Source organism: Betaproteobacteria bacterium, from assembly GCA_016720925.1.
Classification (GTDB): Bacteria; Pseudomonadota; Gammaproteobacteria; order Burkholderiales; family Usitatibacteraceae; genus UKL13-2.
In genome coordinates, this window is record JADKJR010000040.1 from 1 (window position 1) to 15894 (window position 15894).

16 protein-coding genes are annotated in these 15894 nt (G+C 57.6%); 7 read left to right on the forward strand and 9 right to left on the reverse strand.

The genetic code is table 11. The annotated features are described in order from the left end of the window. Nucleotides 1-43: 43 nt before the first annotated feature. From IPP88_25335 to IPP88_25360, 6 genes are all read left to right on the forward strand, one after another. Nucleotides 44-1342 (forward strand): hypothetical protein, encoded by a 1299-nt coding sequence (locus tag IPP88_25335; GenBank protein MBL0125835.1) that lies wholly within the window; start codon nucleotides 44-46, stop codon nucleotides 1340-1342. Further along, entirely contained in the window at nucleotides 1272-1832 is a 561-nt protein-coding gene (locus IPP88_25340; GenBank protein ID MBL0125836.1) for a hypothetical protein, read from the forward strand. The genes IPP88_25335 and IPP88_25340 overlap by 71 nt, the downstream gene beginning before the upstream one ends. A 181-nt stretch (nucleotides 1833-2013) precedes the next feature. Continuing rightward, on the forward strand, nucleotides 2014-3840 hold the full coding sequence (locus IPP88_25345; protein ID MBL0125837.1) for a hypothetical protein: 1827 nt from the start codon (nucleotides 2014-2016) through the stop codon (nucleotides 3838-3840). 158 nt (nucleotides 3841-3998) lie between these two features. After that, nucleotides 3999-5012: an ABC transporter permease gene (locus tag IPP88_25350; GenBank protein MBL0125838.1), complete on the forward strand. Its 1014-nt coding sequence runs from the start codon at nucleotides 3999-4001 to the stop codon at nucleotides 5010-5012. A 10-nt stretch (nucleotides 5013-5022) separates the two neighbouring features. Then, on the forward strand, nucleotides 5023-6081 hold the full coding sequence (locus tag IPP88_25355) for an ABC transporter permease (GenBank protein ID MBL0125839.1): 1059 nt from the start codon (nucleotides 5023-5025) through the stop codon (nucleotides 6079-6081). Further along, nucleotides 6078-7796 (forward strand): ABC transporter ATP-binding protein, encoded by a 1719-nt coding sequence (locus IPP88_25360; protein ID MBL0125840.1) that lies wholly within the window; start codon nucleotides 6078-6080, stop codon nucleotides 7794-7796. The genes IPP88_25355 and IPP88_25360 overlap by 4 nt, the downstream gene beginning before the upstream one ends. A 271-nt stretch (nucleotides 7797-8067) precedes the next feature. On the opposite strand, the gene IPP88_25365 is transcribed toward IPP88_25360, so the two are convergent. The 9 genes from IPP88_25365 to IPP88_25405 all read right to left on the reverse strand — a co-directional run bounded on the left by IPP88_25365 (nucleotide 8068) and on the right by IPP88_25405 (nucleotide 15034). Next, nucleotides 8068-9498 (reverse strand): hypothetical protein, encoded by a 1431-nt coding sequence (locus tag IPP88_25365; protein MBL0125841.1) that lies wholly within the window; start codon nucleotides 9496-9498, stop codon nucleotides 8068-8070. Between the two features lie 195 nt (nucleotides 9499-9693). After that, nucleotides 9694-10305, reverse strand: a complete 612-nt coding sequence (locus tag IPP88_25370) for a hypothetical protein (protein ID MBL0125842.1) — start codon at nucleotides 10303-10305, stop codon at nucleotides 9694-9696. A 168-nt stretch (nucleotides 10306-10473) separates the two neighbouring features. Beyond that, nucleotides 10474-11499 carry a hypothetical protein gene (locus tag IPP88_25375; protein MBL0125843.1) on the reverse strand — a complete coding sequence of 342 codons (1026 nt, stop codon included), beginning with the start codon at nucleotides 11497-11499 and terminating at the stop codon, nucleotides 10474-10476. A 35-nt stretch (nucleotides 11500-11534) separates the two neighbouring features. Then, on the reverse strand, nucleotides 11535-12080 hold the full coding sequence (locus IPP88_25380; GenBank protein ID MBL0125844.1) for a cytochrome-c peroxidase: 546 nt from the start codon (nucleotides 12078-12080) through the stop codon (nucleotides 11535-11537). Between the two features lie 439 nt (nucleotides 12081-12519). After that, nucleotides 12520-12942, reverse strand: a complete 423-nt coding sequence (locus IPP88_25385; protein MBL0125845.1) for a hypothetical protein — start codon at nucleotides 12940-12942, stop codon at nucleotides 12520-12522. 95 nt (nucleotides 12943-13037) lie between these two features. Then, nucleotides 13038-13376, reverse strand: a complete 339-nt coding sequence (locus IPP88_25390) for a hypothetical protein (GenBank protein ID MBL0125846.1) — start codon at nucleotides 13374-13376, stop codon at nucleotides 13038-13040. A gap of 34 nt (nucleotides 13377-13410) precedes the next feature. Then, complete coding sequence (locus IPP88_25395; GenBank protein MBL0125847.1) at nucleotides 13411-14001, reverse strand: hypothetical protein; 591 nt, start codon at nucleotides 13999-14001, stop codon at nucleotides 13411-13413. Between the two features lie 264 nt (nucleotides 14002-14265). Next, the gene (locus IPP88_25400; GenBank protein ID MBL0125848.1) at nucleotides 14266-14712 is read right to left on the reverse strand and encodes a hypothetical protein; all 447 of its coding nucleotides are present in this window, start codon (nucleotides 14710-14712) and stop codon (nucleotides 14266-14268) included. A 16-nt stretch (nucleotides 14713-14728) separates the two neighbouring features. Then, complete coding sequence (locus IPP88_25405; protein ID MBL0125849.1) at nucleotides 14729-15034, reverse strand: hypothetical protein; 306 nt, start codon at nucleotides 15032-15034, stop codon at nucleotides 14729-14731. Nucleotides 15035-15627: 593 nt separating this feature from the next. Here IPP88_25405 and IPP88_25410 point away from each other — a divergent pair. Beyond that, nucleotides 15628-15816 carry a hypothetical protein gene (locus IPP88_25410; GenBank protein ID MBL0125850.1) on the forward strand — a complete coding sequence of 63 codons (189 nt, stop codon included), beginning with the start codon at nucleotides 15628-15630 and terminating at the stop codon, nucleotides 15814-15816. Nucleotides 15817-15894: the final 78 nt, after the last annotated feature.

The window sequence follows — 15894 nt, forward strand, 5'->3', positions numbered from 1 at the left end:
AATATATCGATATCGATCTCGACAAACAAAAGGCGATCCGCAAGTGACGTTCTGTAAATGCGCCTTGCTGCTACTGGCCCTGCTCGTGGGAATTTCCCACGAGGCGCATCCGGCCGTGCCGAAAACCATACGCTTTGCATTCCTGGTCGCCGAGACGACGTTCGATCCGGTGACGGTATCGGATCTGTATTCGAACACCATCAACGAAGCGATCTTCGATCCGCTGCTGACGTACGATTTTCTTGCTCGTCCGGTGAAGCTGGTGCCGAATACGGCCGCGGCACTTCCGGAGATCACCGACGAAGGCAAGATATACACGTTCAAAATAAAGCCCGGCATCTATTTTGCCGACGATGCCGCATTCGGCGGAACGAAGCGCGAACTGACTGCGCATGATTACGCGTACACGCTGAAACGGTTGTTTGATCCGAAGAATCGCTCGCCGTGGCTTTGGTATGTCGAAGGCAAGATCATCGGTGGCGATGAGGCCGCTGCCGCTGCGAAAAAAAGCGGCAAGTTCGATTACGACCAGCCGATTGCGGGCATCGAGACGCCAGACAAATACACGCTGCGTTTGCGCCTGAAGGATACCGATTACAACTTCATCTATATTTTTGCCACGCCACAATCGGCGGCAATGGCGCGCGAAGTTGTCGAGAAATATCTTCCCGATGCAGGAAGCCATCCCGTGGGCACCGGCCCGTTCCGCATTGCCGAATGGAAGCGCTCTCACAAGATCGTGCTGGAAGCGAACCCCGGTTTTCGCGAGGTGTTTTATCGGGCGGAACCCGGAGCCGACACCATCATGCAGGCGGCCCATGCACGCATGAACGGCAAGAAACTGCCGCAGGTGCAGCGCATCGAAGTCACCATTGTCGAGGAATCGCAACCGCGCTGGCTGGCGTTTCTGAATGGCGAGACCGACTACGCCAATGCGCCGGTCGAGTTCGCTGGCAGCGCATTTCCGGGCGGGAAATTGGCGCCGAATCTCGCCAAACAGGGAATCAGGGCCAGCGGCATGTCGAGCCCGATCTCGTGTACACGTACTTCAATCTCGATCACCCGGTGGTCGGTGGCGTCACGCCCGAAAAGATCGCGCTGCGCCGTGCGATTGCGCTGGCATACAACTATCACGAGGACATCAACATCATTCGCAATGGCGGCGCGATCAAGGCGGAGTCGCCGGTGCCGCCTGGCGTGCAGGGCTATGATCCGGCGTTCAAGACTGCGCAAAGTGACCTACGACCCGCCGCGTGCGCGCATTGCTCGATATGTACGGCTACATCGATCGGGATGGCGATGGCTATCGCGAAACACCGGATGGCAAGCCGCTAGTCGTTGAGCTTGCGTCCGAGCCGGATTCCACCTCCAAACAGTTTCAGGAACTCTGGAAAAAAAATCTCGACGCCATCGGTATCCGGCTGACCTTTAATATTGCCAAATGGCCGGACCTCAACAAACAGGCCAAGGCAGGAAAACTGCAAATGTGGCAGTTGTCCTGGGGCGCGGATTATCCCGATGCCGAGAACTTCCTGCAGAACCTGTATGGACCAAATACCGTGAGCGGCGCCAACTACGCGCATTTCAGGAATGCGCAGTTCGATGCGCTGTATGAGCAGGCAAAGAAGATGCCGTCCTCACCTGAGCGTACGGCGATTTACAACGAAATGAACAAACTGGTGGCGGTCTATACCCCATGGATTCCCCAGACCCATCGCCTGCGCAGCGAAGTGTCGCAGCCGTGGCTGGTGGGCTATTTCCGGCATCCCATTATCAACGCGCCGTGGCTGTATCTGGATATCGATGAATCGAAGCGGGTGGGTGTCGAATGAGGGGCTGAATTGTGCCCGCTCGCGACGAGAACACAAGCACTGGCGCGGCCTTCTGGCGCATTATTGAGTAAGGCCAAGCGCCGCGCCAGTGCTTGTGTTTTACTTTTTCTCCGCATCCAACAGCTTGCGTAAACAGCCGTCAAATGCGTCTGTACGCGCATCCTCTTTCCAGGAATGTCGCGTGATGGCGAGCCGGGCGAATCGAGCCATTGCGCATGCGATCACGCTATTGCTGGTGGCATTTCTCACGGTCGGCACAAGTGCGGACGCAACCGAAAAGAAAACGCTGCGCTACGCTTTCCGCACCGCCGAAACCGGCTTCGACCCGATGAAGGTCTATGACCGCTATTCGGTCGGTATCCTCGAGAACATATTCGACACACTGCTGACCTACGACTGGCTGGCGCGTCCGGTGAAACTGGTGCCGCTGGTGGTGGAAGCGGTGCCGGAAGCCGAGGAAAATGGCACGCGCTACACATTCCGGCTGAAGCGCGGCATTTACTTCGCCGACGATGCGGCATTCAACGGCAACCGCCGCGAACTGATCGCGAAAGATGTCGAATATGCGATACGCCGCTTTCGCGATCCCGCGAACCGCTCGCCGTACGAGTGGCTATTCGAAAACAAAATCCTCGGGCTCGATGAACTGGCCGAGAAGGCCAAGAAGACCGGCAGCCTCGACTACGAAACACCGATCGAGGGAATCAGGATTCTTGACCGGTACACCATCCAGTTCCGGCTCAAGTCCGCGGACTACAGTTTCCTGTACATCATGGCGATGCCGAATGTGGTGCCGGTCGCGCGGGAAGTCATCGAGAAGTACAAGGATGACACGATGGCGCATCCAGTCGGCACCGGGCCCTATATGCTCACCGAGTGGACGCGCCGCTCGAAAATCGTCCTTGAGCGCAACCCCGGCTATCGCGGCCACACCCTGTCGACGGAATTCGCCGACCCCAATGATCCCTGGGATCGAGAGGCCATCAAGGCGCTCGCCGGGAAAACGCTCCCGCTCATCGACCGGGTGGAGATTTATCCGATCGAGCAGGAGCAGCCGCGCTACCTGGCGTTCGTCAATCTGGAACACGATCTGCTGGAAGAAACGCCATTCGAATACATCGAGCAGATCCTGCCCAACGGCAAGCTCGCGCCGAACATGGTCAAACGCAACGCCAGTGTATTTCGCGAAGAGCAACTGGAAATCACCTACGACCTGTTCAACATGAACGATCCGTTGATCGGCGGATTTGCGCCGGAGAAAATTGCCTTGCGGCGGGCGTTGGTGCTGGCCCATGACCGCACCCAGGAAATCGACATCGTTCGCCGCCGTCAGGCGATTCCCGCCCAGTCGGTGATTCCACCCGGCGTCGTGGGCTTCGATCCCGGTTTCAAGTCCGGCAATTTCCTTGACTACAATCTTCCCAAAGCCAAAGCGCTGCTCGACATGTACGGATACATCGACCGCGACGGCGATGGCATCCGCGAAACGCCCGAGGGCAAGCCGCTGATCATCACGTACAAATACAACTCCGGCTCGCAGGATCAGCGGCAGCTCGCCGAATTGTGGGCAAAGTGCATGGCGGATATCGGCGTCAAGATCGAGACCGCTGAAGCGCAGTTCGCTGACTTGCTGAAAGACAAGCGCGTGGGCAAGTTCCAGATGGCGAGCTCGGCATGGATTGCTGATTATCCCGACGCGCAGAATTTCCTGCAGTTGTTCTACGGCCCCAACATCGACCAGTCGAATGACGCGCGCTTCAAGCTCCCGGAGTACGACCGCCTGTACGACAAGGCCATGACGCTGCCCGATAGTCCGGCACGAAATCAGCTATACCGTGAAATGTCCCGCGTGCTGCTAAGCTACGCACCGAGCCGCTTCGGCGTGCACCGGATTTTCAATCACTTCCTGTACCCATGGGTGAAGGGCTACAAGAAGCACCCGATCCTGTTCACCAGTTTGAGGTATCTCGATATTGATGTCGCGGCACAGAAGGCGGGAATGAATTAGTTATATAGGATGCCGTCATCCCCGCGAAGGCGGGGATCCAAGTCTGCAATATATCCACGAAACCTGGACCGTCGGCTCGGCGGGCACCGGGAAAAAGTGGCTCTGGTTCAATATGCTTGGTTGGCGGAACAATGCGTTTTCAAAAATAGGGAGGCCGAATGTTAGCCTATGTAATAAGACGAATATGGCAAATGATCCCCACGCTCGCGGGTGTCGTGTTGCTGATTTTTTTCCTGTTCAATGCGGTCGGTGGCGACCCGGCGCTGGTACTGGCCGGCAAGATCACGAACCAGGAACAGATCGAAAACATTCGCAAGCAATTGGGGGTGGATCAGCCATATCCGGTGCAGTTGGGCTATTTCGGCTTTGAAATCGCGACCGGTTTCACCTGTACCTACAAGAGCTTTACCGACCCGGATCGGGCCAAGGCAAAAGGCGAGGGCAAGGCCGCTGAGTGCCAGTCAGTGCGTTCGTGGGCAACGAATGAAGAGGTTCCCAAGATCCTCATTACACGCATCGTACCGACACTGACCATCATGGTTCCCGTGTTACTGCTCGAAACGATCATTGGCGTGCTATTGGCGATTGGCGTTGCCTATGTGCGCGGCACACTGACCGATCGCATGATCATGATGGTCTGCACGGTCGCGATGTCAATTTCCTTCCTGGTCTACATCATCGTTGCCCAGTACTACTTCGGGTTCAAGTGGGGCATATTTCCGGTACAGGGATGGACCGATAATTTCTGGAAGAACCTCACCACCTACGCGCCGCTGCCGATAATGCTGGCGGTATTCGTCGGCTTGGCCCCGGCGCTACGCTTGTATCGCAGTTTCTTTCTCGACGAGATCAACCACGACTACGTGCGCACCGCGCGCGCGAAGGGTCTCTCGGAGAAAACCGTGATGTTGAAGCACGTGCTGCGCAACGCCATGATTCCCATCCTCACCAACATCGGCATCGCGCTGCCGGGCATCTTTGTCGGCTCGTTCCTGCTGGAGACATTCTTTTCCATTCCCGGCCTTGGGCGCGAAATCCTGGTGGCGGTGAATCGCTCCGACTTTCCGGTGATCAAGGCGGCGACGGTTTATCTCGCGATGGTCACGATGATCATCAATCTCGGTGTCGACGTGATGTATAAAGCCGTCGATCCGCGCGTTTCGTTTAAATGAGGAGCGAACAATGAGTGCCGTTCTCACCGAAAAACCCATTGTTGCCCCGCTGCATCAGGCATCCCCCGGACTGTGGACGCTGGCCTGGCGGCGCCTGAAACGAGACAAGGTCGGCATGGTGTCGCTGGTCATCGTGATCGCGTTCATCCTGATGATGATCGGTTCGTTCACCGGAATCATCGCCAAGAACTGGTCGAAGGAAGTTGGCGTTTCCTACGCCAATCCGGCGTTCCTGGCCGGTGCGGAGAATCTGGAGGCCACCAAGGCTGAGGTCAAGGACGGCGCGGCAAAAATACCGTACGTCGATCTGTCGGACATTGATCCGCTGGCGCCGCGTTACAAGGAATGGGAAGAGCGCACCGCCAAAATCAAGGTCACGGAAACGCCGCGTTCCGACACGCTGATTTTCGGCGGCGACAAGTGGGGCCGCGATGTGTTGCAGAAGGCCGTCAAAGGCGCGGAAACGTCGATCTTCGTCGGCCTGGTCGCTGCATTGCTGGCCACCTTGATCGGCACGGTACTGGGCGCCATTTCCGGATACGCCGGGGGAAAGCTGGGTGACGTACTGGAGTGGTTCTACAACGTGTTCACGTCCATTCCCTACATCCTGCTGATCCTGGCCTTCGCGGCGGTATTCAAACGCGGGCTGGATACCATCATCTTCATCCTCGCCTTTACCGGCTGGACCGGCATCTACCGTCTGGTTCGCGCTGAGTACATCAAGCATTCTTCACGTGAATACGTGAAGGCCGCGCAAGCCATCGGCGCCTCGCACCGCAGGCGCATGTTCGTGCACATCCTGCCGAACGTCAGCCACGTTTGCCTGGTGCAACTCTCGCAGCACGTCGTGTCGTTCATCAAAGCCGAAGTCATCCTGTCGTTCCTTGGACTCGGCGTGCCGGTCGATTCTGTTTCCTGGGGCACCATGCTCGCCGAAGCGCAATCCGAGCTGGTCATCGGCAAATGGTGGCAACTGGCGGCGGCGGGTATTTCGATGGCGATATTGGTGACGGCGTTTTCGATGCTGACCGATTCGCTGCGCGATGCGCTGGATCCCAAGATTAAATGACCGAGATGACAAGCCAAATGGAAAAACTACTCGAAGTCAAAAACCTCGGCGTCAAGTTCCGGCTCGATGGCGGCACCATTTTTGAAGCCGTGAAGGGCGTTTCATTCGATGTGCCAAAAAACTCGACCGTCGCGCTGGTCGGGGAGTCGGGCAGCGGCAAGTCGGTATCGGCGATGTCGATCATTCGCTTGTTGCCGCGCGAACAGGCAATTATTTCGCCTGGCAGCGAGGTGATGTTTGAGGGGCGCGACCTGCTCAAGGAATCCGACGCCGCGATGCGGGATATTCGCGGCGCACAAATCTCGGTGATTTTTCAGGAGCCGATGACCTCGCTCAATCCGGTGTTCACCGTCGGTGACCAGATCGCGGAAGTGCTGCGGTTGCACATGGGCATGAGCTACGGGCAGGCATGGAAGCGCGCCGAAGAGCTGATGAACGAGGTCGGCATTCCCCACCCGAACCTGCGCATGAAGTCGTTCCCTCATGAACTTTCCGGTGGACAGCAGCAGCGCGTGATGATTGCGATGGCGATCGCCTGCGAGCCCAAACTGCTGATCGCCGATGAGCCGACCACGGCGCTGGACGTGACGATCCAGAAGCAGATCCTCGACCTGATCGCCAAGCTGCAGGCAAAGCACCATATGTCGGTGCTGTTTATCACCCACGATCTGGCGGTGGTCGGCGAAATTGCCAATCATGTAGTGGTGATGCAAAACGGGGAAATCCAGGAGAAGGGCACTGTCAAGCAAATATTCGAAAAGCCCGCGCACCCGTATACCAAGGCATTGCTGTCGTGCCGCCCAAGCGTGGACAAGCGGCCCATGCGCTTGCCGGTGATCGATGACTTCATGAATGCGGCCGGATTGCAGCCGGAACATTTGGCCCAGCGCAAACGCGGCTACGCGGATGGCGACCAGATCGTGCTGGAAGTCCGGAATCTTTCCAAACATTTTTCGCTGAAGGAAGGCTTCTTCAAGAAACGCGATGTGCCGGCCGTGAAAGACGCAACCTTCAAGCTGGCGCGCGGCAAGACGCTCGGCCTCGTCGGTGAATCCGGTTCCGGCAAGACGACCGTGGGGCTCACGCTGATGCGGTTGCATGACGCCACCGGTGGCGAAGTACTGTTTGACGGAGTGGACCTGCTAAAGCTCTCCGAAAAAGATTTCATGAAGTACAAGCGCCGCATCCAGATCGTGTTCCAGAACCCTTATGCCTCGCTGAACCCGCGCTTCACGGTCGGGCAGATCCTGATGGAGCCGATGGTGATTCACCAAATCGGCAAGGACGAGCAGGAACGCGTGCAGATGGCGATGGCCTTGCTGAAGCGCGTCGGCATGCCCGAGGTTTCGTTCTACAAATATCCGCACGAGTTTTCCGGCGGCCAGCGCCAGCGTATTGCGATCGCGCGCTGCTTGACCATGAAGCCCGATGTGCTGATCTGTGATGAATCCGTTTCCGCGCTTGACGTGTCGGTGCAGGCGCAGGTACTCAATTTGCTGCAGGACCTGCAGGACGAATACCAGATGAGCTACATCTTCATCTCGCACGATCTTGCGGTGGTGAAATACATCTCCGACCAGGTGATGGTGATGTCGGATGGTGACGTGGTCGAAGTCGCCAACTCGGACGAGATCTATCTCAATCCGCAGCAGGAATACACCCGCAAACTGCTGGGCTCGATTCCGAAAGGCTGGCAGGAAACGGCGGCGGCGTAGCCCGCGTAACATGACAAAAGTCAAGCATTGGTGAGGTGCGCAAGGCGAAAACTATTGAAACGCCGCACCAGTGCTAGACTTTCACCAAGGCTATTTCTGTTTCCCCGAATATAAAAAAAAGGTCACCGTGATTTGTTTTGAAGGTAAATCACGGTGACTTCATTCCTTCCGGCTTCCAGTTGATTTCCTCCAGGAGGTCTGGCGTTCGCATCACCTCTTGGCGAATTTTGCCCGGACTACGTCGGCGTCTTGTTCGGCGCGAAGCGGGGAGCTACTTCGTAATACTTGCGCTCAACACACTACTGGTGCTGTCAAAGTTATAGCCGGTTTTGCTGATGTTGTTGACTGTCAGCGTATAGGTGCCTCGGTTGCCGTTGGTGCTGAACCTCGCGACACCGGTCGAACCCGTTGTGGCGGTTGCCGTCACCGTCGTGCCGCCGGGTTTGGCCCACGTCGCCGAAACCACCGCGCCAGAGATGACTACGCCGCTGCTATTCTGAACAACAACATTGCCGCTTGCGCTGACCTTGTTCTTTTGCAGCGTGGCGGAGAGGTTGATGGCGGTACTCCGCAATACGGGCGTCACAACGACCGGATTGACCACGATTGTGGCGGTGCTACTCGCGCTGGTTCCATTGCTGTAGAACACCGTCAACGTGGCGAGGTAAGTCCCGGCGGTGGTATACGTGTGGCTAGAAGTGCCGGTAAATGACGGAACGCTGTTTCCGGCGTTCAAAATAAACTGGTTGCTGGTGCCATCCCCATAGTTCACTTGATAGGAGCTGATCATGGGTCCGTTCGGATCCATGGTCGCGGAACTGGTCAAGGTGACGCTCAACGGCGCTGTGCCGCTCGCGGGAGATGCGGTGATCAGCGGGGGCTGCGCGGGGATCACGCTGGTCGATACAGTGATGTTCGAGGTGGTGGTCACACTGGTGTTATCGGTGTAGAAGACCGTCAGATTGGCGGTGTACACGCCGGGCAGCACATAGGTGTGACTTGAATTCTGATTGAGCGCGAATGTCCGGGAGCCGTCGCCAAAATCAAGCGTGCCAGAAATGCCAGGGCTGGGGTCCCCATAGTTCAACGTGACATGGCTGATGATAGGGCCGTTCGGGTCGCTGGTGACGGACCTTGTAAAGTTCACGACCAGCGGCGCGGTGCCGCTCGTGGGTGTGGCGGTTAGCACCGGCTGGTAGTTCGCCGTGCCGGGAACGTGCCAGCAAGTCACCAGCGCATCGTAGCCGCCGGTCGCGCAGATATCGCCATTCGGAAGCGGGGTTGCCCAGGTGATCGGCAATTTGGCGAAGGCCTCCCATTGGGGAACACCGGTAGTGTCGAAACCCACCGTTACACCCTGCAGGTAGGAATTGCCCAAAATGTCCCGCGTGACCGGACCGCCGACGCCGGATACGACGGTGGTGCCATCGGCACGCACAAAGATGGAAGCCGGCACTTCGTCACCCGACAAAGCCATGTCGCGCCGGGCCTGCCATTTGATTGAGCCGCTGGTATTCAGGGCAACAATCCACCAGTCAAAGTAGCCTCCCGCCGAAGTCTGGCCCGCCACCACCAGGCTGCCGTCTGGCGCCAGAGCAATACGGCTGCCGCTGGCGGTACCGGTTGGCGCATTGGTGTCTGTGCGCCACAAGCGCGCACCCGTTGCGCGGTCATAAGCGACCACGGTAAGAAAGTATGCCAATGCGGGTGTGCTCGCACCGGTGTAAGCCCTGGCCCGTCACATATACACGCCCGCCGTCCACCACTACGTCGTTGGCATTGATCCCCTCGGCGCCGTTTACAAGCCATCTGCTGGCACCCGTGGCGGTATTGATGGCCGACGTTCTCCAGATGCCGCCGGAGGCACCGGTGACCACCACATCGGCGCCGTCCGGGCTCAATGCCGCCCCGCCGTCGGGAACCGATGTCGACGTCGCCCACAGCAGGGCTCCGGAAGGGCTGTACTTGTGCAGGATCGAGTTGTAGCCCAGATAGGCATTACCCCGGCATCGACGACCAGGCGTCCCACCGAGAGAATGGTCCCAGCGGAATCCACTCGCCACTGAAGCGTTCCGTCCGAGGCGATGCGGACCATGGTGACGCCGAAGGTGTTGCCACGGGAGTCAATGTTGGTTCCGACCGCAACGAAATCGCCGTTTGGCGCGGCGGCTATCCTGTTTCCCAGAAATGTTCCTGCAACTGGACTAACGGATTGTTGCCACCGCAACGCGCCAGCTGCGGTATATGACGTGACGCCCAGACTGCGTGCAAAAGCCGGTCCCGACACCACGGCAACATTGCCCGCTGGATCGGCGGCAATACCGCTGGCATTTCCCACGCTGGTGTTGCCGGCGGAAAGGCCGCCGGCAGTCCAGAGTATCGGCAGCGTCGTTGCGGCGGTGGCAGTGCTGGCAGATAACCCTTGTATCACCAGCGAGACGATGCTGACAGCAAAAATATAGCCAATCATCGTAAGGCGCTTCGTTGCTGCATTCATGATGCGATTCATGATCTTGATCTCCTATCAAATTTTCCAACGTCAATTCTTCGCTGGCACCCGCCAGGCGTTGCCTGAAACTGCTGATGAGTGCAACTGCCTTTTTCATGCCGATTCCTCCTCCATCGCGGGCCGCAGCAACGTGACGATACCTGCGAACCGCACATCGATCGCTGCGCGTCAGTCATCGCCGCGATGGCATCCCTGAAAGCGCAGCATTGGCAGTCCGCTCGGTACCGATTTCGGAATGAGTGGGCACAGCTCGCGCGCTTTCGCGCCATCGTCAAGAAGGCTGTCGCGAACGAATTTCACGAGGTCGTTGAATTCGCTTTCTGACAAGCGCACCGGCGTGGCGAGCAGTGGATCGATGCGTGACAGCACAGGTTCAATCGGGCCAAGGCGATGGCGAAGATCCTTGTCGACGCCGGCGCGTGACGGGTCATATTGCCGCGCGGACTCGTACACATTCAGATGGTGCCGAATTGCATCCTCGATGCGGGTAAATGCGCCATTGTGAAAAAAAGCAGGTTGCAGTGCGGCATTGCGAAGTGGTGAACTGCGGAACTTGTAGCGGTCATTGGGATTGCCGGTGATTTGCTCCAACCCGAAATCCTCGTCCTCACCCGGGCCGTCGTAGATCATGTTGCTCTTGCCGACGCCGAATTCCGGCGCGATCTGCGGCACACCGGCCACGTGCATTTTGAAGTCGCTGAACATTTCGTTCGACGTTCCGCTCACCGCGTGGCAGCTTGCGCAATTGCCTTTACAGAAAAAGATCAGCGCCCCGCGTTTTTCCGGGGTGGACATCGCATTCACCTGGCCGCGGGCAAACTTGTCTATGGGTGCATCCGCGAGGGTCAACGAGAATTCAAATTCCGCGATCGAGCGGCCGAACATTGTGAAGTCTATTGGTGCGCCTCCCGCGACCGCCGGGAACAGTGCGCCGAAGCGCCGGCGGTATTCTGCATTGCCATTGAGGCGTTTCAGGACTTCCTGGCGAATCGGCTCATTCCGAAAGCCGGATGAATCGGGCAGCGGAACCGGGCCGCCCAGGCCGTCATCGAATTGATCGAAGCGCGGTCCAATCGTACCCTTCGTTCCGCTGAAGCCGGCGACTTCGACCAGTTCGGTTGGGGAATGTGCGCCTGTGCAATCAGCAGATGTTTGACGACCGGATCGTTCGCGGGAACTGGCTCGCGCCTTCAGGTGCGGGAAAAAAGCCTTGCGAGTTGTCGAATGGGTTACCCGATGGCGCGGAAAATCGGCCGTTCCACATGAGGGGGGTAGAACACCGTGTTCACGACCGACGGCGTACGGCGTTGATTGCGAGGCCCTTTCCGGCCCGGGCCAACGATCAGATTATTCTGCACACCGATGGCGATCGACTGTGTGTCGCCAAACCCGCTTGCGGGCGCATGACAGCCGGCGCAGGTATTGTCGTTGTTCAGCCCGCCCGAGCGGTCAAAGAAGAGCAGTTGGCCGAGTTCGGCAAGACGCGGATTGATCGCGCGACCGAGACGCGCCTCGAGCGTCGAATCGATGCGGCCGGTAAATCCGGCCTGCTGCAGAACAGACTTCAACATCGCGTTGAGTTTTGCGTTGCCGGAAACGTCGTCGTCAGCGCGTACCGCGACAGCGGGAGCGAGCGCGACGGCCAGGATGGCGCAAACCTTCGTCGCCCACTTGAAAAGCCTGAATGAGTAGCGATTCTGCGATGCCAGGGCGGTCGGCAGGGTGCTCAGCTGCAAAGTGTCATGCGATTTGCTTGGGTTGTGGGACGAGGTCATTTGATTCAGCTCCTGATTTTTTGCGCAGCGGGTTTGCTTGGGGCCGTTCTTATTAATTTGGGACCATAACCCGCCTTTCCCAAATAATGTTCAGACCCGAGGCACGGTCTGGACCGGTAAGCTTTGGAGATGTCCGTCTTTGCCGGGGCGGTCAAACGGGACGAATCAAAACCGAAGGCGGTGGAATCTTCAAGTGCCGCGCCGCTTCCTCACCGCCTTGAGCCGGTTGCCCGCATCAAGACGGAGCAATCACCCTGAACATGCGGTGTCGGAATTTGGATGGCGGGACGAAAAGTTCACAAGATGAGTGCAATCGAAGCAAACCTCAGGGGCGCTTCAGTGATTCGTGACGACTATTCATCGAAAACCCAGCATCCACGGGCTTTTCAAGGCGCTTTTTCGCTGCAAGGCGCGCCGGTGCTTGAGTTTCAAGTCTGCTTCACGGTGCCAACGCGGTCCCCGACCGCGCCTTGACCATCGACAGGTCGGCAGCGTCTATCGCACCGGACGCATCGAGGTCCAGCATGAAATTGGTGCTGCCCAATGTCTGGCCTGATCGCGCTTTCACGCCACTGATATCGCCCGCCGTGACCGCGTGCGAACCATTGACATCGCCAACCAGAAATCCCATCGAAGCGGCGACGTCACTGCCAGAAACGTTGATATTGCTTAGCGTGATCTTGGCGCGCCGATTGTCCGGCACGCCGGTGAGCGTGACCACGACTTCATTTCGAGGGATTGCCGGGATCGTGAAGGTCGCGGAACCGACATCAAACAAACCGGTGGCGTCTTTCGACGTCACGCTGCCCACGGAGCTTATCGGTCCATCGAACTGGAAGACGATGCTGTGCACGCTGCCCATGGCGCGCGGCTCAACGGTAACGGCACCGCTGATGTCGGTGCCCGCGGCGATGAGAATGTCATGGACGCCTGCCGCGCCATGTGTCTTGCGCGATTTTACGGATACCAGCGCGGGGTAATGGTCACGGCGGCAGCGGTCATTACGCCGCCGACGACCGGCCCCGTCGCGACGGCCTTGGCGCCGTTAGTCAAGGCGCTTATCGGCGCACCGTCGAAGACGGTTTGCAGGTTCATGACGATCGGCTGATTGCCCATCACGAAACCAGTGGTCGTGACATTGGCTGCAAGGCCCTGCACCAAGCCGAGTTGCATGTCGGTGCTGGCGAGAACCGAGCTTTCAATGGATACACGTTCCGCTACGAGTGTGCCGACGACCGGTTCTATGGTCGTTCTCTTGACTTCGACGTACTTCCCGTTCGCCAGGGCCTGGTGCACCGTGGGACAAATCGGCTGTGCTGTAGTCCACCACTTACGACGGGCCGATCATGAACGTTGTTCCCGTCACATTGCTGATGATGCCACGCAATTCGTACTTGATCAGCGACGCCTTTTTCTCCACGCGCGACGCGGTATAGCTGCCGTCGTTGGCGTTATAGAATCCACTCACCTCTACGACATCGCCCGCATTGATCGCGGCGAGATTCGCAGCGTTTTCGTAGACGGTTTTTCGATCTGTATTGATCACCAGGCCGAGGATGTTAAAGCGGCCGTTTGTGCCGTTGATCACGGGCGCCGCATCGACCGTACCCTCGATATCGCCACCGAATTCAACCAGCGTCGCCGTACCGGTCAATCCGCCCGCATCGACGGTTCCTTCCACACGCACCGCCATGCCCAGTTTCAGTTCGCTTTCGGGCCGATTCGGAACGCCATTGATGATGATGTTGGCGCCGGAGATGAAGTACTCGACGCCGTTGACGTAGATGCTGGCGAAATCGGTGATGACGCCGAAGGAGCGGCCAGTGCCGCCTGCGCCGACACCGCCATGAGTCAAGCCCATTGTGAATGCAAGCCAGAGTACCAGCGCAAATTTGACGAAGATCGTTCCAGAAGATTTCATGTGGTTTTCCTTACGATTCATTGGTACGGATCGACGCAGAGTTGGCGGGAGCGGATATCGCAATTGCAAAAGAACTCCGCGCATCAACTGGGATCGCAGCAAGAAAGAAAACGAAGGATTTCGGAGAACGATGTGCAGCACCTATTGCTTGTCTGATAGCTGACCTTGACTTGATCGGCGGTGCGAGGCCGCGCCCCCCCCCCGCAAAAGCGCGCCGCCAGGTACGGCGGCGGTGCATCCAAGTCTTGAATTGTTGGAGCTTGTTCATTTGTGCGTTTTCTCGGAATCGCTTTTCGAATCCGTTCCGTCATCTGTAACTTCTTCATAGTAGTAGATGCCAAAAACAGCGCGCCCGCGGCAATTCAGACTGCTTGGCGTAATGTCACGTCGTTGGAGAACTGGGCGCAAATCATCGATAATCGCCTCGCCTTTCTGCCGTGAGATCGCCTTTGTCTCGCTAAGTGTCTCGATCGGTAGATTGTCGGCATAAGCTCTCTGCTGAAAAAAGCGTTGCTCCGGCGACGCCATTACATTGTGTGAAATCGTTGTGAGGAAATCCGCGCTGTCTTCACCGAGTACGGCCAGAAGAGCTTGTTTGTTTTCCGAGTCCGGCACGACCGCGCTTTCCGAAATAGGCTCAACCTCGCCATTTGCGAGCTTGCGTACCACGCCGACCCGCAACAGTTCATCAAGCACCGCACGCACCGGCATATCGCCGCTATAGCGCTTAACCAGCGACGCGAAACCCTCGCTCGCCCTCCAGCGGCAATGGGGCCGCATGACTTGCGCTGTCCGCTTTCGGATACTCATGCCGCCACGCGGTCACCACTTTCTCCGCGCGATTGAAAGATTCGATCGCGCCGGTGTTGTCTTCGACCGTCATCGCTTGCAGGCGCGCGACTTCCTTTCGATTCAGTCCCGTGATCACGGAGATGCGTGATGCGGTTTGCTTCTTATTCGCGAGAGTGAAGTCTTTTTCGGCCACGTCCACGTACACCCACCTTGCGAGGTCCGCAAAGGTTTCATAGGGCACGCTGTGGTGCAAAAGCAGCCGAACCAGCGGCCTCAGCACCGAAGTACCGCAGCGTGCAATGTGCGCTTGATATCGTTATTCATGTTTTGGGAATATTATCCCATCACAGGAGTTAGTCAAGTGAAATTTTCATTTAAATCAAGTGACAACCACGTTTGCGCGAATGCTTTCAGCACGCTCAAGGGCGTCGGTGTGATTGGTTGCATGTTATGCATTCTGTTGCGCATAACGCTGGCAACGGGACTTTGACCTGAGCCGAATGGCCCTGCGGGAACCCGTCGCCTTACTGGCGGCGCTGGAGCAGGATTGGGTGCTCGCGCCACGCCGGCAGCCTCAATTCGACGAAGAGCCAGGGATATTTTGCGAAAGTTCGCATTTGGAACTGGACTTCAAACGCCCATGCGGGTTGGGATGCGTCAATTGTCAGGTAAACAAGGTTCAATAAATCAAATACTTAAAATATTTGTTGCGATAAATCAAAAAAACGCTTGACACTTTGGGAAAATAATCCCAAACTGCGGTCGTGATGTGGATTTCTGGCTAGATCCTCATCCATTCGTCCCCCAATCACTGGCCGCTACTAAGGAGTCACCATGAAAAAGTCCATGTTCCTCGCAAGTTCAGTCTCGGGCGTGCTCGCACTGCTCGCAGCCGGTGCACCCGCTGCGAGCGTTTCCGTATATTCGCCTGCCACCGCCATCGCCGCCGAGCAGTTCGCACTGAATGGCCCGACCAAACTACGCGCAGCCTGTTTTCGTACCATTGGCTCGCCGGGGTGCTGATGATGCGCGCCTAGCCATAGCATCCGCCAAGGCCGCGGCCGTGGACGACCCACCCGGTGACAACCGTGGACGCACCTT

What these genes read in the sequence shown, in the direction of transcription:
- IPP88_25340 (MBL0125836.1), top strand. Translation starts at nt 1,272, where the DNA reads ATGTACGGCTACATCGATCGGGATGGCGATGGCTATCGCGAAACACCG.
- IPP88_25350 (MBL0125838.1), top strand. Translation starts at nt 3,999, where the DNA reads ATGTTAGCCTATGTAATAAGACGAATATGGCAAATGATCCCCACGCTC.
- IPP88_25355 (MBL0125839.1), top strand. Translation starts at nt 5,023, where the DNA reads ATGAGTGCCGTTCTCACCGAAAAACCCATTGTTGCCCCGCTGCATCAG.
- IPP88_25360 (MBL0125840.1), top strand. Translation starts at nt 6,078, where the DNA reads ATGACCGAGATGACAAGCCAAATGGAAAAACTACTCGAAGTCAAAAAC.
- IPP88_25370 (MBL0125842.1), bottom strand. Translation starts at nt 10,305, where the DNA reads ATGAATCGCATCATGAATGCAGCAACGAAGCGCCTTACGATGATTGGC.
- IPP88_25380 (MBL0125844.1), bottom strand. Translation starts at nt 12,080, where the DNA reads ATGACCTCGTCCCACAACCCAAGCAAATCGCATGACACTTTGCAGCTG.
- IPP88_25385 (MBL0125845.1), bottom strand. Translation starts at nt 12,942, where the DNA reads ATGGGCAGCGTGCACAGCATCGTCTTCCAGTTCGATGGACCGATAAGC.
- IPP88_25395 (MBL0125847.1), bottom strand. Translation starts at nt 14,001, where the DNA reads ATGAAATCTTCTGGAACGATCTTCGTCAAATTTGCGCTGGTACTCTGG.
- IPP88_25400 (MBL0125848.1), bottom strand. Translation starts at nt 14,712, where the DNA reads ATGCCGGTGCGTGCGGTGCTTGATGAACTGTTGCGGGTCGGCGTGGTA.
- IPP88_25410 (MBL0125850.1), top strand. Translation starts at nt 15,628, where the DNA reads ATGAAAAAGTCCATGTTCCTCGCAAGTTCAGTCTCGGGCGTGCTCGCA.